The sequence below is a fragment of the Thioclava sp. PTB-PU3-1 genome (genome assembly GCF_055666785.1).
The window spans coordinates 17,452-38,308 of sequence record NZ_JBVNVL010000008.1; the positions used below are offsets into that span (position 1 = coordinate 17,452).

18 protein-coding genes and 1 tRNA gene are annotated in these 20,857 nt (G+C 64.8%); 15 read left to right on the forward strand and 4 right to left on the reverse strand.

Going from position 1 to position 20,857, the window contains the following annotated elements; translation table 11 throughout:
• Genes ACZ7GB_RS17575 through ACZ7GB_RS17600 form a run of 6 tightly spaced genes read left to right on the forward strand, consistent with a single transcriptional unit; the run spans position 1 to position 6,280 of the window.
• Positions 1 to 843, forward strand: a complete 843-nt coding sequence (locus ACZ7GB_RS17575) for a 3-oxoadipate:acetyl-CoA acetyltransferase (RefSeq protein WP_472159753.1) — start codon at positions 1 to 3, stop codon at positions 841 to 843.
• Positions 840 to 2,159, forward strand: a complete 1,320-nt coding sequence (locus ACZ7GB_RS17580) for a lyase family protein (protein ID WP_472159754.1) — start codon at positions 840 to 842, stop codon at positions 2,157 to 2,159. Before ACZ7GB_RS17575 ends, ACZ7GB_RS17580 begins: the two co-directional genes overlap by 4 nt.
• The gene (pobA, locus tag ACZ7GB_RS17585) at positions 2,156 to 3,325 is read left to right on the forward strand and encodes a 4-hydroxybenzoate 3-monooxygenase (RefSeq protein ID WP_347431187.1); all 1,170 of its coding nucleotides are present in this window, start codon (positions 2,156 to 2,158) and stop codon (positions 3,323 to 3,325) included. The genes ACZ7GB_RS17580 and pobA overlap by 4 nt, the downstream gene beginning before the upstream one ends.
• A 47-nt stretch (positions 3,326 to 3,372) precedes the next feature.
• Positions 3,373 to 4,422 (forward strand): TRAP transporter substrate-binding protein, encoded by a 1,050-nt coding sequence (locus tag ACZ7GB_RS17590; protein ID WP_078570860.1) that lies wholly within the window; start codon positions 3,373 to 3,375, stop codon positions 4,420 to 4,422.
• A gap of 20 nt (positions 4,423 to 4,442) precedes the next feature.
• Positions 4,443 to 4,925 carry a TRAP transporter small permease gene (locus tag ACZ7GB_RS17595; RefSeq protein ID WP_098411275.1) on the forward strand — a complete coding sequence of 161 codons (483 nt, stop codon included), beginning with the start codon at positions 4,443 to 4,445 and terminating at the stop codon, positions 4,923 to 4,925.
• Complete coding sequence (locus ACZ7GB_RS17600; RefSeq protein WP_078521001.1) at positions 4,925 to 6,280, forward strand: TRAP transporter large permease; 1,356 nt, start codon at positions 4,925 to 4,927, stop codon at positions 6,278 to 6,280. Before ACZ7GB_RS17595 ends, ACZ7GB_RS17600 begins: the two co-directional genes overlap by 1 nt.
• Positions 6,281 to 6,337: 57 nt before the next feature.
• Here the strand turns inward: ACZ7GB_RS17600 and ACZ7GB_RS17605 are convergent, their stop codons facing one another.
• Positions 6,338 to 6,835, reverse strand: a complete 498-nt coding sequence (locus ACZ7GB_RS17605; RefSeq protein ID WP_472159755.1) for an isoprenylcysteine carboxyl methyltransferase family protein — start codon at positions 6,833 to 6,835, stop codon at positions 6,338 to 6,340.
• A complete protein-coding gene (locus ACZ7GB_RS17610; RefSeq protein WP_472159756.1) occupies positions 6,835 to 7,914 on the reverse strand; it encodes a type III polyketide synthase in 1,080 nt (359 codons plus the stop codon). Before ACZ7GB_RS17610 ends, ACZ7GB_RS17605 begins: the two co-directional genes overlap by 1 nt.
• Before the next feature lie 515 nt (positions 7,915 to 8,429).
• Between ACZ7GB_RS17610 and ACZ7GB_RS17615 the strand changes: the two genes are divergently transcribed.
• From ACZ7GB_RS17615 to ACZ7GB_RS17655, 9 genes are all read left to right on the forward strand, one after another.
• Positions 8,430 to 9,509 (forward strand): LacI family DNA-binding transcriptional regulator, encoded by a 1,080-nt coding sequence (locus ACZ7GB_RS17615; RefSeq protein ID WP_472159757.1) that lies wholly within the window; start codon positions 8,430 to 8,432, stop codon positions 9,507 to 9,509.
• A gap of 30 nt (positions 9,510 to 9,539) precedes the next feature.
• The gene (locus ACZ7GB_RS17620) at positions 9,540 to 10,901 is read left to right on the forward strand and encodes an ABC transporter substrate-binding protein (RefSeq protein ID WP_472159758.1); all 1,362 of its coding nucleotides are present in this window, start codon (positions 9,540 to 9,542) and stop codon (positions 10,899 to 10,901) included.
• Between the two features lie 81 nt (positions 10,902 to 10,982).
• Positions 10,983 to 12,218, forward strand: a complete 1,236-nt coding sequence (locus ACZ7GB_RS17625) for a carbohydrate ABC transporter permease (protein WP_078605739.1) — start codon at positions 10,983 to 10,985, stop codon at positions 12,216 to 12,218.
• A complete protein-coding gene (locus tag ACZ7GB_RS17630) occupies positions 12,215 to 13,429 on the forward strand; it encodes a carbohydrate ABC transporter permease (protein WP_472159759.1) in 1,215 nt (404 codons plus the stop codon). Before ACZ7GB_RS17625 ends, ACZ7GB_RS17630 begins: the two co-directional genes overlap by 4 nt.
• Positions 13,430 to 13,435: 6 nt before the next feature.
• Positions 13,436 to 14,704 carry an MGH1-like glycoside hydrolase domain-containing protein gene (locus ACZ7GB_RS17635; protein WP_152845672.1) on the forward strand — a complete coding sequence of 423 codons (1,269 nt, stop codon included), beginning with the start codon at positions 13,436 to 13,438 and terminating at the stop codon, positions 14,702 to 14,704.
• A 1-nt stretch (position 14,705) separates the two neighbouring features.
• Complete coding sequence (locus ACZ7GB_RS17640) at positions 14,706 to 15,749, forward strand: ABC transporter ATP-binding protein (RefSeq protein WP_472159761.1); 1,044 nt, start codon at positions 14,706 to 14,708, stop codon at positions 15,747 to 15,749.
• A gap of 494 nt (positions 15,750 to 16,243) precedes the next feature.
• On the forward strand, positions 16,244 to 17,239 hold the full coding sequence (locus tag ACZ7GB_RS17645; protein WP_078540494.1) for an ABC transporter substrate-binding protein: 996 nt from the start codon (positions 16,244 to 16,246) through the stop codon (positions 17,237 to 17,239).
• Between the two features lie 114 nt (positions 17,240 to 17,353).
• On the forward strand, positions 17,354 to 18,397 hold the full coding sequence (locus tag ACZ7GB_RS17650; protein ID WP_472159763.1) for an ABC transporter permease: 1,044 nt from the start codon (positions 17,354 to 17,356) through the stop codon (positions 18,395 to 18,397).
• A 10-nt stretch (positions 18,398 to 18,407) separates the two neighbouring features.
• Entirely contained in the window at positions 18,408 to 19,457 is a 1,050-nt protein-coding gene (locus ACZ7GB_RS17655; protein ID WP_078540498.1) for a quaternary amine ABC transporter ATP-binding protein, read from the forward strand.
• A gap of 296 nt (positions 19,458 to 19,753) precedes the next feature.
• Here ACZ7GB_RS17655 and ACZ7GB_RS17660 read toward each other — a convergent pair whose 3' ends face one another.
• Both ACZ7GB_RS17660 and ACZ7GB_RS17665 read right to left on the reverse strand, forming a co-directional pair.
• A complete protein-coding gene (locus tag ACZ7GB_RS17660; protein ID WP_078520990.1) occupies positions 19,754 to 20,170 on the reverse strand; it encodes a universal stress protein in 417 nt (138 codons plus the stop codon).
• A gap of 436 nt (positions 20,171 to 20,606) precedes the next feature.
• Positions 20,607 to 20,696 (reverse strand) — tRNA-Ser (locus tag ACZ7GB_RS17665).
• Positions 20,697 to 20,857: the final 161 nt, after the last annotated feature.

Here is a 20,857-nt window from a genome sequence, read left to right on the forward strand (position 1 = left end):
ATGACCCAGGACCCTTGCATCATCTGTGTCGCGATCACCGGCTCCGTGCCGCAGCAATCCGACAACCCCGCTGTGCCGATCACGATCTCCGAGCAGATCGAGTCGACGCAGGCCGCGTTCGAGGCGGGCGCGACCATCGCGCATTGCCATGTGCGCAATGAGGACGGCTCGCCCAGTTCCGACCCCGACCGCTTCGCGCGGCTGATGGAGGGGCTGCACCAGCATTGCCCCGGCATGATCGTGCAGCTCTCGACCGGCGGCCGGTCCGGCGCGGGCAAGACGCGGGGCGGGATGCTGCCTTTGCGGCCCGACATGGCCTCGCTCTCGGTCGGGTCGAACAACTTCCCGACGCGGGTCTATGAGAACCCGCCGGATCTTGTCGACTGGCTGGCCTCGGAGATGAAGACCTATGACGTGCGCCCCGAGATCGAGTGCTTCGACCTCAGCCACATCTTTCAGGCCGCGAAACTGGTCAGCGACGGGCGGCTGCCCGCGAATGTCCATGTGCAATTCGTGATGGGTGTGAAAAACGCGATGCCGGTCGACCGCGCGGCGTTCGATTTCATGCGCGAGACTCGAGCGCGGGTGCTGCCCGAGGCGACATGGTGCGCGGCGGGCGTCGGGCCGGGGCAGGTGGTGATCAACCAGTGGTGCATCGAGACCGGCGGCCATTGCCGCACCGGGCTGGAGGACAACATCCGGCTTGATCGGGACACGCTCGCGCCCTCGAATGCGGCGCTGGTGCAGCGCACGGTCGATCTGTGCGAAAAGGCGGGCCGTCCGGTTGCCACATGGCAGCAGGCGCGCGAGATCCTCGCGCTGCCGATGAAGGGGGCCGCATGAGCCTGTCGCCCCTCGACAGCCCGCTCTGGTCCGGTCTCTACGGCGATCCGGAACTGGGTGCGATGCTTGGCGATGCTGCGCTGCTGGCTGCAATGGTGCGTGTCGAGGTGGCATTGGCCGAGGCTTGCGCCGCCGAAGATGTCGTGTCCGAGGCTGCCGCTGCCGAGATTGCGGAAAAGCTGCATGGATACCAGCCCGATCCCGCCGCGCTGGCCGCAGGAGCCGCGCGCGATGGCGTGCCGGTTCCGGCGCTGCTGAGCGATTTGCGCGGCAAGCTCTCGGAAGAGGCGGGGCAGGCGCTCCATTGGGGAGCGACATCGCAAGACATTATCGACAGTGCGACGGCGCTTCTGATGACGCAGGCGCTTGCCGTGATCGCGGCGCGGCTGCGGCGCGTGATCCGTGTGACCGGCGCGCTGGCCGGGCGCGAGGCCGAGACGGTGATGGCCGGGCGCACTCGCAGCCAGATCGGCCTGCCGGTGACTTTCGGCGCGCTGGTGGCGTCCTGGGGGCAGCCGCTGATCGACGCGGCGGCGCGGATGGCCGTGATGCAAGGCGCGGGACGGATCTCGCTGCATGGCGCGGTCGGTACCGATGCGGCGCTCGGCGACAGGGCGCAGGCGGTGCGCAACCGCATGGCCACGGCGCTGGGCCTGCAGGCCGAGGATCAGCCGTGGCACAGCCGCCGTGACGCGATGGCCGCGACCGGCGCGCAGGCGGTGCTGCTGACCGGTTCGCTGGGCAAGATCGGCACGGATGTGGTGACGCTCGCGCAGTCGGGGATCAACGAGGTGCGGATCGCGGGCGGAGGCTCGTCCACTATGCCGCATAAATCGAACCCCGTGGCCGCCGAGGCGCTGGTGGCGCTGGCGCGGCACGCCGCGCATCTGCAGGTCAGCCTTTTCGAATCCGCACTGCATGGTCAGTTCCGCGACGGCGCAGCCTGGGCGCTGGAATGGATGAGCCTGCGCCCGATCCTCGTGGCCTGCGGCGCATCGCTGCGCCTCGCCGGGGAGATGCTGAACGGCCTCCAGGCAGACGCGCCCCGGATGCGCGCCAATCTCGAGGCGGCGGGCTTCGGCCCCTATGCCGAGCGCGCGATTTTCACGCTCGCCAAGACGCTGCCGCGCAACGCGGCGAAGACAGCGGTGCAAGAGGCGATGGCCGCACCCGATCCGGCGGCGGCATTGCTGGCCGCCCATCCCGAACTCGACGGGGACACCCTGACCGATCCGCTTCTCGCGGCAGGGCAGTCCCCGGCGCAGGCGCGCGCTTTTGCGCAGCGCTGCAATGACCTTTGCGGAGGAAACGCATGAAGACCCAAGTCGCTATCATCGGTGGGGGCCCGGCCGGGCTGCTGCTGTCGCAATTGCTCGACCTGCATGGGATCGAGAGCGTCGTGCTGGAACGGCGCTCGCGGGACTACGTGCTGTCGCGGATCCGCGCCGGGGTGCTCGAACAGGGCACCGTCGATCTGCTGCGCGCCGCTGAAGTGGGTGCGCGGATGGACCGTCAGGGCGAGATCCATGACGGCGTCGAAATCTCGTGGCATGACGAGCGGCTCAATATCGACATCAAGGATCTGACGGGCCGCGGCGTGATGGTCTATGGCCAGACCGAGGTGACGCAGGACCTGTATACCGCCCGCGATGCGCGCGGCGGCACGGTGCTGCACGAGGCCGAGGTGACCGCGATCGAGGGGGTCGAAGGCGACGGCGTCACCGTGCATTTCACCCATGAGGGCGAGGCCAAGACGCTGACCGCCGATTTCGTGGCGGGCTGCGACGGTTTCCACGGGCCGTCGCGCAAGGCGATCCCCGAAAGCCACCGTCAGGAATTCGAGCGCGCCTATCCGTTCGGCTGGCTGGGCCTTCTGTCGGAGACGCCGCCCGCCGCGCCCGAGCTGATCTACGCGGCCCATGATCGGGGCTTTGCGCTTTGTTCGATGCGCTCGCCCACGCTGAGCCGCTATTACGTGCAGGTGTCGCTGAGCGAGAAGCTGGAAGACTGGCCCGCCGAGCGGTTCTGGGACGAGCTGCGCACCCGCATCCCGGCCGATGTGGCCGAGACGCTGGTTACCGGCGAGCCGCTGGAGATGTCGATCGCGCCGCTGCGCAGCTTCGTCTCCGAGCCGATGCGCCACGGGCGTCTGTTCCTTGCGGGCGACAGCGCCCATATCGTGCCGCCGACTGGCGCGAAGGGTCTCAACCTCGCGGCGTCCGACGTCTACTATTTGCACCGCGCCTTCGATCGGTTCTACAACCACGGCACGTCCGAAGGGCTCGACGCCTATTCCGAGACGGCGCTGTCGCGGGTCTGGAAATGCGAGCGCTTCTCGTGGTGGATGACCTCGATGCTGCACGATTTTCCGGAAACGGGCGCGTTCGAGCGCCGGATGCAGCGCGCGGAGTTCGAATATCTCCAGATGTCGGAGACCGCACGCAAGAGCTTTGCCGAAAACTACGTGGGCCTGCCTTACTGACAGGCCGAACCGCCCCCGCGCGAGGGGCATAAAGGGAGGAAATAACGATGAAATTTACGAAACTGCTGGGGCTGAGCGCCGCGGCGATGCTTTGGGCAAGCGGGAGCTTCGCACAGGAGATCACCCTCAAGTTGCACCATTTCCTTGGCGCCAAAGCGCCGGTGCAGACGCAGATGCTGGAGCCCTGGGCGAAGCGCGTCGAAGAGCTGTCGAACGGCAAGGTCAAGATCGATATCTACCCCGCGATGACGCTGGGTGGTCGCCCGCCGGAACTCGTGCAGCAGGCACGCGACGGCGTGGTCGATCTGATCTGGACGCTCAACGGCTACACGCCCGGTCTCTTCCCTCGCACCGAGGTGTTCGAACTGCCGACCGTCTTCAACAACGACCCGGCTGCGACCAACCTCGCGATGCGCGACATGTTCGATAAGGAGCTGAAGCAGGAATACGAGGACAAGGGCCTCGAAGTGATGTTCCTGCATGCCCATGCGGGCAACGGCATCCACACCGTGGATACCCCGGTTCACAGCCCCGCCGACGTGAAGGGCATGAAGCTGCGCACGCCGTCGCGCACGGGGGCCTGGGTGATCGAGGCGCTGAACGCGCAGCCGGTCGCGATGCCGGTGCCGGAACTGCCGCAGGCGCTCTCGAAGAAGGTCGTCGACGGTGCGCTGATCCCTTGGGAAATCATCCCCGCGCTGAAGCTGCAGCAGCAGACCCAGTACCAGATCGAAGGGCAGGACCATTGGCGTCTGGGCACCTCGATCTTCCAGGTGTCGATGAACAAGGCGAAGTGGGACAGCCTGCCTGACGACGTCAAAGCGGCGTTCCGCAAGGCCTCCGACGAGGAGTGGCTCAAGCAGGTCGGTGATATCTGGCGCACCAGCGACAATAACGGGATCAAGGCCGCCGAAGCGGATGGCAACGAGCTGATCACGCTCTCGGCCGATGAGACCCAAGCCTTCAAGGATGCGATGCAGCCGGTCGTCACCCGTTGGGAAGACGAAGTGAAAGGCCAAGGCATCGACGGTCCGGCGCTGGTGAAAGAAGCCCGCGAGCTGACTGCTGAAGAAGAAAAGAACCTGGCGAGCCAGTAACCAACGGAGCGGCGACGATCATGCATTCTGCAACTGAGACTTTCTTGCGCAAGGCGATCTATGCCTGGGCCCTCGCCGGAGGCGGGGTGCTTGCAGCGATCGTCGCCGTAAACGTCTGGACCGTGGTGGGCGGCTTTATCGGGCTGCCCTTCGCGGGAGACTTCGAGCTGACGGAGATGGGGGTCGCCATCGCGGCCTTCATGTTCCTGCCTTATTGCCAACTCGCCGATCAGAACGTGACGGCGGATATCTTCACCTCGAAACTGAGCGCCGCCGTGCAGCGCCGCTTCTCGTCGATCGGCTCGGTGCTGGCGCTGGGCTTCGCGGCGCTCCTGCTGTGGCGGATGTATTTCGGGATGCTTGACCAGAAATCCTACTCGCTCGCGACCACGATCCTGCAGATCCCGGTCTGGTGGGCCTACCTTCCCGCGCTTGCTTCGCTGGCGCTACTTTTCATCGCCGCAGCGCTGAGCCTGCGGGACAACTGGACGGGGCGTGCCTGATGGACCCGATTACTCTCGGCCTGCTGGGCCTCGCCATTCTCGTGGGGCTCATCGTGATGCGTGTGCCCATCGCCTATGCGATGATCGTCGTGGGCGCTGGCGGCACCGCGATCATCAACGGCCCGGCGATCCTGCTGAGCCAGCTCAAGACGCTCGCTTACGGCCAATTCTCGATCTATGATCTCTCGGTCGTGCCGATGTTCGTCCTGATGGGGGCGTTGGCCACCAAGACGGGCCTGTCGCGCGATATGTTCCGCGCCGCGAACGCGTGGTTCGGCTGGATGCGCGGCGGCACAGCGATGGCCTCGATCGCCGCCTGTGCGGGTTTCGGCGCGGTCTGCGGGTCTTCGCTCGCCACGGCCTCGACGATGGGCAAGGTCGCCCTGCCGGAACTGGAGCGCTACAACTACTCGCCCGCACTCGCGACCGGTTCGGTCGCGGCGGGCGGCGTGCTGGGCATCCTGATCCCGCCCTCGGTGATCCTCGTGATCTACGCGGTGATCGTGGAGGCCAATATCGTCACCATGTTCATGGCCGCGCTGATCCCCGGTCTGATCGCGGTCGTGCTGTTCCTGATGACCATTGCGATCTATGTCCGCCTCGTACCGAGCGCGGGCCCCGCGCAGGGCGTGTCGGACAAGGCGGAGTTCTGGGCGGCCACGCGCGGCGTGCTGCCGGTGCTCGGCATCTTCGGCGTCGTGATCGGCGGCATCTATGCGGGCTTCTACAACCCGACGCCCGCCGCTGCGATCGGCGTCTTCGCGGTCTTCGTCTACGGGCTCTTCCGCGGGCTGATGTCGCGCGAGGCGATGCGGTCGTCCATCCTCGAGACGGCGGGCACCACGGGCATGATCTACCTGATCCTGCTGGGCGCCGAGCTGCTGAAGATCTTCATGTCGCGGGCAGGGGTGCCGCAGGCGGCTGCCGATATGGCGGTGAATTCCGGACTGCCGCCGATGATGGTGATGGCGATCCTGCTGATCGCGCTGATCGTGCTGGGCTGCCTGATGGACTCGATGTCGATGATCCTGCTGGTGCTGCCCTTCTTCTGGCCGGTGCTGGTCGAGATCAATGGCGGGCTCTACCAGATGGCGGACGGCTCTGGCTTCGGCCTCTCGACCGACGAGCTGAAGGTCTGGTTCGGTATCCTCGCGCTTGTCGTGGTGGAACTGGGACTGATCACGCCACCGGTGGGGATGAATGTCTTCGTGATCTCGGCGCTGGCGAAGAACGTGCCGATGGGCACCACCTTCCGCGGTGTCTTCCCGTTCTTCCTGTCCGAGCTGGTGCGTGTCGCGCTTCTGCTGGGCTTCCCGGCGCTGACGCTGTGGCTGCCGCGGGTGCTGGGCGGCTGAGCGATCGTATGAACGGATGAAATAGAGCGGGGGGCGGAGACGCCCCCCGTTTCGCATTCAGCCCGAGCGCATCGGGGCGAGGGCCTTGTTCTCCACCCCGATCCTCACCCAGAGCATCGCCGCGTTGAGAACGGTGAACAGCACAGCGACCCAGAACAGCCCCAGCACCATCGGGGCCACGAAAATCTCCGCCACGACCAGCATGTAGTTTGGATGCGAGACGTATTTGAACGGCCCGCGCGCGACCAGCGGCTCGTCGAGGATGATCACCCGCGTCGTCCAGCGCGCGCCAAGGCTGGAGAGAATCCAGACGCGCAGCACCTGCAGGACCGCGAAGATCGCGAGCCAACCGAGGTGGACCGGCTGGCCGAGCCCGAAGACGATCAGGCAGAAAATCCAGGCGCTGTGCATCGCGACCATCACCGGGTAATGCGACGCGCCGACCTCATGGGCCCCGCGCGCCAGAAGCCGGGCGGTGTTGCGCTTGGCGATCACCAATTCGCTCAGCCGTTGCACGACGATGAAAGCCAGGAACAGGAGGCTCGGGAGGACCATCAGGCGGCCTCCTTCTCGCTTTGGGCCGGACCGACATGGAAGGGCAGGAAGGAGGCGGTGAAGCCGGGGCCGAGTGCGCAGCCCATCATCTGCCCGGTCTTGCCCGCGTCCAACACCGCGCGCATCACGAACAGCATCGTGGGCGCCGACATATTGCCCGCCTCGCGCAGTACCGCGCGTTCGGCATCCAGAACGCCCTGTTCCAGATGCAGCGCGCCTTCAATCGCCTCCACGACCTTCGCGCCGCCGGGGTGGCAGACATAGCGCTCGATATCGTCATGGTTAAGGTTCGCGGCCTTGAGCGCACCTTCCGCGGCCGCGGCGAATTCGGCTGTCACGAAGCCCGGGATCGAGCGGTCGAAGATCACACCAAAGCCGATCTCGTCGACATCCCAGCCCATGACGTCGAGCGTGTTGGGCCATGTCTTCTGGTGCCCCTGACCGAGCGAGATCACCTGACCCGCGCCCGGCGCCTCGGTGCTGATACAGGCCGCAGCCGCGCCATCTGCAAACAGCACGGCCGCCACGATATCGGCCTTCTGCATCCGGTCCGCACGGAAGGACAGCGAGCAGGTTTCGACCACGACGAGCAGAACCTTCGCCCCCGGACGCCCCGCCGCGATGGATTGAGCCGTCGACAGTCCCGAGACGCCGCCCGCGCAGCCCAGACCGAAAATCGGCACCCGCATGATGTCATTGCGAAATCCCATCTCGCCGAGAACTTGCGCCTCGAGCGAGGGCGTCGCGAGCCCGGTCGAGCAGACCGTGACCACGCAATCGACCTCCGAGCCCTGCCAGCCTGCGGTGTCGAGGGCCGCCTGCGCCGCGTCGATGAACAGCGCCTTCGCGCCTTCCATGAAAGCCGCGTTGCGATCCGCCCAGCCGTGCTCTTCCGAGAACCAATCGATCGGCACGACCGAATAGCGCCGATCGATCCCGGCCGTGTCGAAGGTCTTCGATAGCCGCTCGAATTGCGGGTAGGTCTCGCCGAAGATGATCTCGGCGCGCTTACGCACCTCGGACTGCGCGAGGCAATGCGGCGGTAGCGCAGTCGAGAGGCCGTGGAGATAAACTGACATGGCAATTCCTTTCCGCTGAAGGCTGATGCTGGTCAGTCCTTGAGGAAACTTTTGAAAAACTCGGGGGCGCGTTTGGATTGCCCTGTAAGTCAACGGACTGGATCGGCCTTTGGTTCAGCCACAAGGAAAGGGAACTGGTGCCGGGTGGCGAAGCCGAGTCGTTTAACTGTGGCGCGTAACAACTTGTGAATAAATGATTTTCTCCGATAGGGACGCGCGGCGGTTTTGTCTTCAACACCAAGCTGTGATCGCAATAAGGCGATGCTTCCCCGGGCCGGACGCTGGCGGACTACCGGTGCAGCGAGAGAGGACGGCAAACGCACGGTCCCTCGCTGTGTCAAAGTCGTCCTTTAATAATCTGATTTCGCGAGGTTTTCTAAAAATCGCGGGGCCTCAACACGGGCCGTCCATAGCCACATTGCCGCGCCGCGGCACACGGCGACTTGAGGCCGAATTCGTGTTTCGAAACCGGTTTCGGCTTTACGAAATCGGTTTCGTTAACCTAGTCTCTCGCCATGGAGGAGATTCGCGACACAGACAAGAAACCGTCCGAACCGGCGCCGCGTCGGGTGCGGATTTCTGATCTTGCGCAGGCGCTGGGCCTGACCAAGAGCACCGTGTCGCGGGCGCTTAACAATTATTCCGACATTTCTCCCGAGACCCGCGAGCGCGTGGCGCGCGTCGCCGCCGAGATGGGCTACGCGCCGATGCCTTATGCGCAGGCCGTGCGCACGGGGCGGGTGCGGGCGCTGGGTCTGGTGCTCGAACTGGATGCGCCGGATCGCTACGGGCCGTTCCTCACGGATTTCCTTGGCGGGATCACGCAGGAGGCCTCGCTGGAAGGTTGGACGCTGACGATCGCGTCGTCGAATTCGCGCGAGGAGATGGAGGACACGGTCACGCGGCTCTTGCAGGAGCACAAGGTCGACGGCTTCATTTTGCCGCGGACGCAGGTCGTGGACCCGCGGGTGAAGTTCCTGCAGGCGAAACACGTGCCCTTCGTGCTGTTCGGCCGCACCGGTCACGGTCAGCCCGATCCGGGTCTGTCGTGGTACGACGTGGATGGCGAGGGCGCGATGCGTGCCGCGGTCGCGCGGCTGGCGGGCTTCGGTCATCGCCGCATCGCCTTTGCCGGGTCGCATGCGAGCTACAATTTCGCGCTGCTGCGCCGCGACGGCTACCGCGAGGGGCTGGAAGAGGCTGGTCTGCCCTTCGATCCCGCGCTTGAGGTGATGGAAATCTCCGACCGTTCGGAAGGTGCGCAGGCCGCGCGCGATCTGCTCGATCTGCCAAATCCCCCGACCGCGATCGTCTATTCCACCGACGCGACTGCGCTGGGGGCCTATGACGTGGCGCGCGAGCGGGGGCTGACGATCGGGCGCGACCTGTCGATCATCTCCTATGACGGTATTCCCGAGGGCCGGATGGTCGATCCGCCCCTCACGACATTCGCAGTCGACAGCCAGCACGCGGGCGCGCGTCTCGCGTCACTGCTGATCGCGCAGCTCCGCGGTGCGCCGCCCGGAGAGCTGACGGAATTGGTGGCGGCGCAACTGGAACCGGGAGGCTCCGACGGGCCACCCGTCGACCCATAAGAGAAACGCAATCTACCGGGAGGAAAGTAAATGAAGCTAATTCGAGGACATAAAACGGCGATGCTGATGGGCTCGACCGTGCTGGCGCTGATGGCGGGCGCCGTCGCGGTGCAGGCCGAGACGATCAAGTTCTGGACCACCGAGGAACAGCCTGAGCGTCTGGCCAAGCAGCAGCAGATGGCCGACGACTTCAAGGCCAAGACCGGCATCACCGTCGACGTGATCCCGGTGACGGAAAGCGACCTGAACCAGCGTGCCACCGCGGCTTTCGCGGCGGGTGATCTGCCCGACGTGATCTACACGCCGCTGCAAAACGTGCTGCCCTGGACCGATGCGGGCATCGTCGACACGCTGGCGAGCACCGATGTGGTCGACAAGCTCGATCCGGCGACCTTCGCGCCCGGTGCGCTGAAAATGGTCGAGACGGATGGCGATTACGCCGCCGTGCCGGTCGATGGCTGGACCCAGATGATCCTTTATCGCAAGGACCTGTTCGACAAGGCGGGCCTCGCGCCGCCGACCGATTTCAAGTCGATCGAAGCCGCGCTCGACAAGCTCAACAATCCGCCGAGCATGTATGGTTTCGTTGCCGCGACCAAGGTCGACGAAAACTACATGAGCCAGATCCTCGAACAGATCTTCCTCGCCAACGGCGTCTCGCCGGTGGGACCGGACGGCTTCAAGCCTCTCGATGAGAAGAAGACGGTCGAGGTGCTGAACTTCTACAAGAAGCTGGCCGACGCCTCCCCGCCCGGCGAGAACTACTGGAAGCAGTCGCGCGAGCTGTATTTCGCGGGCAAGGCGGCGATGATCATGTGGTCGCCCTTCATCCTCGACGAGCTGGCCGGTCTGCGTGACAGCGCTCCGCCGATGATCAACGACGATCCGACCTCGACCGAGCTGTCGAAGGATACCGGCGTCGTGACCAACCTCGCGGGCCCGTCGAACCCCGACGGTGCGAGCTGGGCGGACCTGCGTTACTTCACCATCACCGCCGATGCCGACACCGAAGCGGCCGAGCAATTCGTCGATTACTCGATGAATGACGGCTACGAGCAGACGCTGTCGATCGCGCCGGAGGGCAAGTTCCCGACCCGTCGCGGCACCGATGCGGATCCGGAGAAGTTCACCAAGCTCTGGGCGACCCTGCCGGTGGGCGTGGATCGCAAGGCGCCGCTCAAGGATCTCTACGCGCCGGCCGTGGTCGACGAGATCACCAAGGGTCTCGACACCGCACAGCGCTGGGGCGTGAAGGACGGGCAGCTCGCGCTGGCCTCGAAGATGCTCAACAGCCAGGTCATCAACCGGGTTGTGCGCGACTTCATCGACGGCAACATCTCGACCGAGGATGCGGTCGCGAAGATGAACGACGAGCTGGGCAAGATCAACTGATCCGACCTCTGGCCGGGGCAGGGCGGTTGCGCCTTGCCCCGGGACCAAAGCCCGCTCTGACTGCATGGATTGGAGACTGTCATGACTGACATATCGCCGCCCAAGGGGCGCGGCGCGCTTGCCCGTCGCGAGGCGCGCCTGGCCTGGGGCCTGCTGTTCCCGACCATCGCGATCGTGGCGCTTGTCGTGATCGTGCCGCTGCTGGCGATCTTCTGGATCTCCTTCAAGCCGGTGACGCTGGGCGATCTGCGTCCGGCCGAGATCCGCACACGGGTCGCGCTGCGCGACCGCGGCGATCAGGCGCTTCTGGAACTGCGCGTCATCAACCCCTCGCGCGAGCAGGAGATGCGCAATGCGGCGCTCAATGTGACCCTGCCTGAAGGCGTTGCGCTGACCGGCGATCTGCCTCAGGGCTGCGCAATGGACGGGCAAGACCTGTCTTGCGATTTCGGCACGCTTGAGGCCGGCGCGAACGAACGTTTCCGCGTCGATGCGCAGGTGACGGGGGACACCCGCGAGGCAGAGCGCGCGATGCGTGACGCCGAGGTCAAAGCGACCGGTCACGTCTCGAACGTTCTGACGAATTCCACCTTCACGCTCGACAACTTCCGCCAGCTCTTTTCGGGCAGCGAGTTCTGGAGCGTTCTGGGTATTACGCTGTTCTATACGGTCTTCGGCACGCTGGGCGCGCTGGTCGTGGGGCTGTTTGCGGCGCTGCTGCTGAACAAGAGCTTCCGCGGGCAGGGTATCCTGCGCGGGCTTTACCTCTTTCCCTATGTGGCCCCGGTGATCGCCGTGGCTTTCACATGGATCACGCTGTTCGATCCCTATTCGGGCTCCGCCAACGCGCTTCTGGTGCAGATGGGCGTGAGCGAAGGCGCGATCAACTTCTTCGGGGCCAAGCCGCTCGCACTGATCATGGTGACGGTGTTCGAGATCTGGCGCTATTTCCCGCTCTCGTTCCTCTTCATCCTCGCGCGGATGCAGAGCATCGACACGGATATGTATGAGGCGGCGGATATGGACGGGGCCTCGCCATTCCAGAAATTCTGGTATCTCTCGATGCCGCAGCTACTGGGGATCCTGTCGGTCCTGTTCCTGCTGCGCTTCATCTGGACCTTCAACAAGTTCGACGACATCTTCCTGCTCACCGGCGGCAATGCCGGCACGCGGGTCCTGACGGTCAATGTCTACGAACAGGCTTTCGCGGTGTCGAATATCGGTGCGGGTGCCGCGGTCGCCGTGGTGATCTTCGCCTGCCTTCTCGTCTTCTCGGGGCTGTTCTTCCGCACCATGAGCCGGGAGGAAGGGCTATGAAAATCCTGCATAAAGGCTACCTTACCGGGCCGATCATCGGGGCGCTCTGGGCGCTGGTCATGTCGGTCACGCTGGGGGGCGCGATCTCCTTTGCGACCGGCGCTGCGGCCAAGCCCGCTCTGATCGGGTCGCTGATCCTCGGCCTCGCGACCGGGTTTGCCCGCGTGCGCATCGCCAATCGCTGGGCCGCGGATGCGGTGGCGGTGATCGTGGCGCTGGCGCTGATGGCGGTGGGCCTCGGCGCGCTGCAATTCGACGACAGCTTCAACTTTGTCTGGCGCGTCGCACTCAGCGTGGTGCTGGCGGGAGCGGTCTCGATCCCGCTCAACTCGATCCTGCGCGAGCTGCGGTTCGGTGCGCTCACCCGCCACCAATTCGAGGATGCGGTGATCCGCTTCCTCACCGGCTTCGGCTATATCTTCTTCACCGCGATCGTGGTCATCCCGTTCTACGTGATGGTCATGACCTCGATGAAGTCGCAGCAGCAGCTGATGCTCAACCCGCTCGATTTCTCGATCGACCTGAGCCGGGGCTGGCACCTGTTCGACAGCTATTACGAGTTGATGACGCGGTTCCATTTCGGGCGCTACCTCTGGACGAGTTTCTATGTCTCAGTGCTGACCGTACTGCTGACGCTGTTGTTCTCGGTGCCCGGCGCCTATGCGGTGGCGCGGCTGCGCTTCCGCGGGCAGAAAGTGTTCTCGCGCGGCATCCTGCTGATCTACATGGTGCCGATGATCGTGCTCGCGCTGCCGATCTACATCGCCTACTCGATGGTCGGTCTGCGCAACTCGATCCTCGGGATCGTCATGATCTACCCGGTCACGACCATTCCCGTCGCGCTCTACATGCTGCAGGGCTATTTCCGCGGCCTCCCCGTCGAGGTCGAGGAGGCGGGCCTGATGGACGGGCTCTCGCGGCTCAAGGTGATCTGGAAGATCACGCTGCCGCTGGCGCTGCCCGCGATGGCTTCCGTCGGGCTCTATGTCTTCATGATCGCATGGAACGAGTTCCTGCTCGCCTTCATGCTGCTCGACGATCCCAGCAAATTCACCCTCACGCGGGGCATTGCCTCGCTCAACTCCTCCGAGATTCCGCGCCAGCACCTGATGGCGGGTGCCGTCATCGCGACGGTGCCGATCATGGCGCTGTTCCTCGGGCTCGAACGTTTCATGACCCGCGGCCTGACGGCTGGCGCGGTGAAAGGATAAGATATGATGACCGAAACTCTGGCTGCCGCAGACGACTTCTCCGACCGGGATGCCGCGGCGCGCGACATCCTCACCCAGAACGACCGGGGCGGCTATACCGTGCCGACCGACGGCCTCTATCCCTACCAGTGGAACTGGGACAGCGCCTTCGCGAGCCTCGGCTTCGCCGAGTTCGACCTGAACCGGGCCTGGCAGGAGATCGAGACGCTGTTCTCGGGGCAGTGGGACAACGGCATGGTCCCGCATATCATCTTCCACAAGCCCGATCCGGGCTATTTCCCCGGCCCCGACGTCTGGGGCTGCAACGGGCCGATCGCGTCCTCGGGCATCACCCAGCCGCCGGTCGCACTCAGCTTCGCGACGCGGCTTCTGGCGGCTGACCCGGAGGCAGGCGCGGCCCGTTTCGCCGCGCTCTATCCGAAGATGCGCAAATGGGCGGAGTGGTTCCTGAAATGGCGCCGCGACGAGAAGGGCGCGATCTTCGTGATCCATCCGTGGGAGTCGGGCCGTGACAACGCGCCGGACTGGGATGACGCGATGAGCGGGATCGACCCGCAGGATGTGGGCTATTACGAGCGCCGCGACACCCAGCATGTCGATGCCTCGATGCGTCCGACGAAGTACGATTACGATCGCTATATCTGGCTGGTGCAGCGCGCCAAGGCGCTCGATTGGGACGACGCGAAAGTCGCCGAGGGCAACCCGTTCAAGGTGGCCGATCCGACGATGCATTTCATCCTGATGCGCGGCCTGCGCGACCTGCTGGCGGCTGGTGAGGCGCAGGATCTCGACACCGGCGACATGGCCACGCAGCTGGCCGAGCTGGAAGCCGGAGCAGAGGCGCTGTGGAACCCCGGCATGGGCTATTACGACAGCTACAACTGCAACAACGGTATCTGGTCGAATGCGCTGAGCAACGCTTCCTTCCTGTGCTGGTTCGGCGGGCTCGACGCACCGCATATGGAACAGCATCTGGCCCGCGTGCTCGATGCGGCCCCCTATGGCGTGCCGTCGCTCGCGCCTTTCGATCCGCGGTTCGACGCCAAGCGCTACTGGCGCGGCCCGACCTGGGGGATGATGAACATGATGATCGGCGAGGGCGCCTCGGAGCGGGGCGTCGCGCTTGGCGAAGAGGTCCGCAAGCGCACCCGCGAGGTGATCGGGCGCTATGGCTTCGTCGAGTATTTCGACCCGATGACGGGCGCGGCAGCTGGCGGCAAGGCATTTACCTGGACGGCGGCCGTCTGGCTCGCCTGGGCCGGCAAGGAGGGGTGAAATGGGTTCGATCACGCTAAACGGTGTCGAGAAGTGGTTCGGCGACGTCCAGGTCATCAAGGGCATCGACCTCGAGATCAAGGATGGCGAATTCGTCGTCTTCGTGGGGCCCTCGGGCTGCGGCAAGTCCACGCTTCTGCGGATGATCGGCGGGCTTGAGGATACCTCGCGCGGGGCGATCGAGATCGACGGGGCGAATGTGACCGACCAGCCGCCCTCGAAACGCGGCCTCGCGATGGTGTTCCAGTCCTATGCGCTCTACCCGCATATGTCGGTGGCCGAGAATATGGGCTTCTCGCTCAAGATGGCGGGGGCCCCCCAGGAAGACTGGCGCGCCAAGGTCGACGAGGCGGCCGATATCCTGAAGCTGCAGAGCTTCCTCGACCGGCGACCCAAGGACCTGTCGGGCGGCCAGCGTCAGCGCGTGGCGATCGGGCGCTCGATCGTGCGCGACCCGACGGCGTTTCTCTTCGACGAGCCGCTGTCGAACCTCGATGCGGCGCTGCGCGTGGAGATGCGGCTGGAAATCGCGCGGCTGCACCGCAACCTCCAGCGCACGATGATCTACGTCACCCACGATCAGGTGGAGGCGATGACGCTGGCGGATCGGATCGTGGTGCTGGAATACGGTCGTATCGCGCAGGTCGGTACGCCGCGCGAGCTCTACGAGAAACCCGCGAACCTGTTCGTCGCGCAATTCATCGGCAGCCCGAAGATGAACGTGATGCCCTGCGCGGTCTCGGGCGGCAGCTACAGCCTCGAAGGCGGGCGCGGCGGGGCCTGTCCCGCACCGCAAGCCACGCAGCTTGGCATCCGGCCCGAGCACATCTCGCTGGTGGCCGAGGGCGAGGGGCAATGCGACGGGCGCGTCGATGTGGTGGAATTCCTCGGCGCGGACACGTTCATCCTGTTCGATTGCGGCCCCTTGGGCGCCGTGAACGTGCGCGTCGCGGGCGATACCGATCTGCGTCCGGGCGATGTGGCAGGGCTGAGCTTCGAGCCGGATCGCACGGTCTTCTTCGACGCGGACGGCATGGCGGTCTGACTCCAAAAGCCCGGGCGTGCGGCCCGGGCAGCGCGGAAATTTGCGCGGGCGAGGGGCGAGGCGACGTCGTCTCGTGCAGGGGCGTCAGTGCGTCAATTCACGCAACGAAGGCGCGCCTAGCTACTTCGCGCACACACGCGCCGAAGTTATCGGTCCGGCATCCCCCGGCGGCCGGATCTCTTTGCCGTTCTGTCGCCGCGCAAGTGTCTCCTTTTACAAAATTTCCCTCAGTAATCATTGGGTTCCCTAAGGCTTTTCTCAAATTAATGTGACCGGCGGACGATTGCTGATCAGGGCTGTGGGCGCTACCGTTCGCGGCAATCGTCGAGAGGGCGCATTCGCGTGCACTGCGCAACCTTAAGATCGACGATGGGCCTAGACGCTCCCCCGGGTGGAAGCACGCCCGCGCGGGGAGGTCGGATGGTCTCATCACGCGCAATGCGAATGCGATCCCGACACGATCGCAGACAATCCAACGGATGAGAGGAAAATACATGCGGAAGACGACACTTCTCGCGGTCGCCGGTGCGACCGCTATGGTCACCGGCTTTGCAGCACAGACGGGCACCGCCCGTGCCGCCGAGCAATGCGGTGACATCTCGATCGCCCAGATGAACTGGGCTGCTGCCGAAGTCACCACCAACATCGCGAAGTTCATGCTGGACCAAGGCTACGGCTGTAACACCAGCCTGGTCAAATCCGACACGATTCCCGCGATCACCTCGATCGCCGAAAACGGCCGTCCGGACGTCGTCACCAACCTGTGGCTGAACTCGGCCGGCGACGCCTACAAGAAGCTCGAGAGCGAAGGCAAGATCAAGCGCGTCGCCAAGACGCTCCAGCCGGGTGGTGTCGAAGGCTGGTGGATCCCCACCTACCTCGCCAAGGAGCACCCCGAGCTGAAGACCATCGAGGGCGTGATGGCGCACCCCGACTGGGTCGGCGGCACGTTCAACAACTGCCCCGACGGCTGGGGCTGCCGCGTCGTGAGCGACAACCTGATCAAGGCGCTCGACCTCAAGAGCTCGGGCATCGAGGTGTTCAACCACGGCTCCGGCCAGACGCTCGCCTCGTCGATCGGCTCGGCCTTCGCCGACAAGAAGCCGTGGTTCGGCTACTACTGGGGTCCGACCGTGGTCATGGGCAACTACGACATGACCCGCGTGAAGCTTGGCGATTACGACAAGGCCAAGTTCGACAATCTCCAGAACAAGGACGCGTCGAACCCGCAGGTTTCGGACTTCCCGGCAGCTCCGGTGCTGACCTCGGTGACGAGCGACTTCGCGAAGACCCACCCGGCCGAGACCGAGTTCTTCTCGAAGATGAGCTTCAAGACCGACACCATGTCGAAGCTGCTCGCTTGGCAGGACGAGAACAAAGCCTCGGGTGAAGAGACGGCGGTCTACTTCATCAAGAACTACCAGGACACCTGGAAGAACTGGCTCGATGCCGATGCCCAGAAGAAGCTTTCGAAGCTGATCGGCGGATGATCGTGACGCGCGCCTGACGCGCAACACATGGACGGGGCCGGGACAGGCCCCGTCCTTTTTCGATCAATCACGCAACAATATGGGACGGGTCTCCCTGTGCGACCCGGAAAACCAATGGCAGCTTACGAGAATTTCTTCAACGCGGTGGGGCTGAAGGACTGGTGTTCGGCCGGCGGCGACGGTGGCGGCGGCATGACGTCGATGGCCGACCTGATCGCGCAGACCGACGGCACCACGACGCAGGGCCCCAGCCTCTGGAACTGGCCCTTCCCCTCGCTCGACGCACTGAACAAGGCCTGCGGGGCGATCCCGCCCTCGCGCGACGTGACGCAGGGCCTCGAGGACGGGTTCCTCGCGATCCGTGGCGGGCTGCGCGCCATCGTCGATCCGCTGACCCAGCCGCTGAGCTGGGCCCTGCGTGACATGCTCTGGGTCATGACCAACACGCCGTGGTGGCTGATGGTCCCGATCCTGATGCTGATCACCTGGCTGGTGACGCGGTCCTGGAGACTGGTGGTCTTCGTGCTGGTCTCGATCGCCTTCCTCGCCTTCATCAATCACTATGAGGCGGCGATGCAGACGCTGGCGATCATCTTCGTCTGTGCCTTCATATGCGTCCTCTTCGGGGTGCCCATAGGCATTGCGATGTCTCGGAGCGACCGGCTCCAGCGCACCGTGATCCCGATCCTCGACATGCTGCAGACGCTGCCGCCCTTCGTCTATCTGATCCCGCTGATCTTCCTGTTCTCGGTCACCGAACCGAAGCTCTACGGTATCGCGATCATCCTCTATGCGATCGTGCCCGTGGTGCGCCTGACCGACCTCGGCATCCGGCTGGTCGATCCCGACGTGATCGAGGCGGCCGACGCCTTCGGCATGACCAAGCGCCAGAAGCTGTTCGGCGTGCAGATCCCGCTCGCGCTGCCCAACATCATGGCCGGTGTGAACCAGACGATCATGATGAGCCTCGCCATGGTGGTGATCGCTTCGCTCGTCTCGGCCCCGGGTCTGGGCGTGCTCGTGCTGCGCGGCATCCGGTCGCTCGAACTGGGCACGGGTCTCGTGGCTGGCTTCGGGATCGTGATCATCGCGATCCTGCTCGACCGTGTGACGAAAGCCTCGCTCGCCCGGATCGACACCAGCAAGAGCCGGAAGTGAGGAGACAGACATGACGAAAGAAATCAAAGTCTCGATCCGACACCTCTACAAGATCTTCGGGTCGGATCCGCAAGCGGCGCTCGAAGACGTCAAAGCGGGCATGGGCAAGCCGGAACTGCTCGAGAAGCGCAACCACGTGCTCGGGCTCAACGACATCAACGTGGACATGAAAGAGGGTGAGATCACCGTCATCATGGGCCTTTCGGGCTCGGGGAAATCCACGCTGATCCGGCACCTCAACCGGCTCATCGAGCCCACCGCCGGCGAAGTGATCGTCAATGGCGAGAACATCCTCGACTATAACGAGGCGCAGCTGCGCAAGCTGCGGCGCGAGCGGATGTCGATGGTGTTCCAGAAATTCGCCCTTCTGCCCCACCGCACGGTGGCGGAGAACACGGCGATGGCGCTGGCCACCCGTGGCTTCCCGGCTTCCGACTATGTCTCCGAGGCCGAGAAATGGCTCGATCGTGTCGGGCTCGGCGGCTATGGCGATCACCACCCGCACCAGCTCTCGGGCGGGATGCAGCAGCGTGTGGGCATCGCCCGGGCGCTGGCGTCGAACTCGGACATCATGCTGATGGACGAAGCCTTCTCGGCGCTCGATCCGCTGATCCGGACCGACATGCAGGACCTGCTGCTCGAGCTTCAGGCCGAGCTGCACAAGACCATCATCTTCATCACCCACGATCTGGACGAAGCGCTCAAGCTCGCCGATCACCTGGTGATCCTGAATGACGGTAGGGTGGTCCAGCAGGGCGAGCCACAGGAGATTCTGCTCAACCCGGCGGATCCCTACATCGAGGACTTCGTGGCCGACATCAACCGCGCCCGCGTGTTGCGCGTGCGCTCGGTGATGGAGCGCGGCGCGCCGGAAGGCGAAATGTCGGGCGATATCGACGGCAACGACAACCTCGAGAGCGTCATCGCCAAGGCCGAAGGGGCGCTCGACCGCCGCTACCGCGTGATGATGAGGGGCGAGCCGGTGGGCAGCCTCACCATGCCCTCGATCATGCGCGCGCTGGTGCCCGCGCAATCCTCGGGCGAGACCGCCAAGAGGTAAGAAGAAAGGGATCCGCCCCTGATTGGGGCGGGTCCGACCCGCCGCGCGACAGGCGCGGGCTTTTCCCGAATATCAGCTTGTGCTGCCGTGGAAGCGGGGCGCGCGCCGGCCCGTGGGGTGGCGCATCGAGAGGGCAGCGCCCGACCTCGGGTGGGCGCATGTCCCCGACCTTGGTGGTCTACGCTTTATCCCGCCGCACCCTTCCGACATTCATCCGCGCGCAGGTGGCGCAAAAGCGCCCTCCCGGGGGGAGGTCGGGCGCTGCCCGGTGTGCTGGTCGCACCCCGGGCCAGCCCTTAGCTCCGCACGACGTAGACCGAGCACTCCGCATGGGTCACGACATGGGACGCCGTGGTGCCTAGAAGGTAGTCCTGCACCTTTGGGTTGGCCGCTTCCATCACGATCAGGTCCACCTTGCGCTCATCCGCCAGCTTGACGATCTGGCGGTGTACCGCGCCCTTGCGCACGACCATCTCGACCTCGGTCACCCCGCTGGCGGGATTGTCGTTGAGGAATTTGCGCAGCTGCTGGCCCCAATAGGTATCCGAGTTGTAGATATTGAGGTTACGCTCGATCTCGGGCGCGATCGTCGCCACGATCAGCTTCGCACGCCGCCGCCGCGCCATCTCGACGGCTTCCATATAGGCATGATGCTCGACCTGAGCGTGGCGCAGGTTGATCGGGCAGAGGATGAGCTTTGTCTGGCGTGCCATGATGGCCTCCGGGGGAAATTCGAGGCGGAGAATGAACCGCGTGGCGACCGCCGGGCGCAAACCCGGATTAAAGGTGCCCCGCGCCTACGACGATTTTTCATCTTCCAATCGAGCACATACGTCGCTCCAATGCCCCGATGCGACATCGATGGGCGCGTATTCCCGCAGCGCATAGCACGGCGCGGTCCCGGATCGCTCGGGGGCAGGTCGGTTGCGCAGACCCGCCCACCGCATCCCGCGCCGGATGATCTCAGTCACCTGATCGACCCGCAGATCGTCGAACGTGTGGCCGATCGAGCAATAGAAGATGCGCCGGGCTCATCGTTCAAGACTGTGTGGCAGAGGATGATGTGGGGTGTTCACGCGTGGCGAAGGGCTTTTGATCTGTCCCGATAACCGATTGGCAGGAACAGATTAGATTTTCCGCACTGGGTGATGGCGGAGACGAAGGGATTCGAACCCTCGAGACCCTTCCGGGCCTACTCCCTTAGCAGGGGAGCGCCTTCGACCACTCGGCCACGTCTCCGCGGACCCGTATAGGGATCGTCTCGGGGGGAGACAAGCGGTTTTTCGGCGGAAATTCGGGTGGTTTGCGATTTCCCTCGCGTGCGGCGGAGATGGCGCAGGCGGGGGCGCGGGTCGGCGTGGGGCAGGGGCGCCGGGTGCAATGAAAAACGCGCGCGAGAT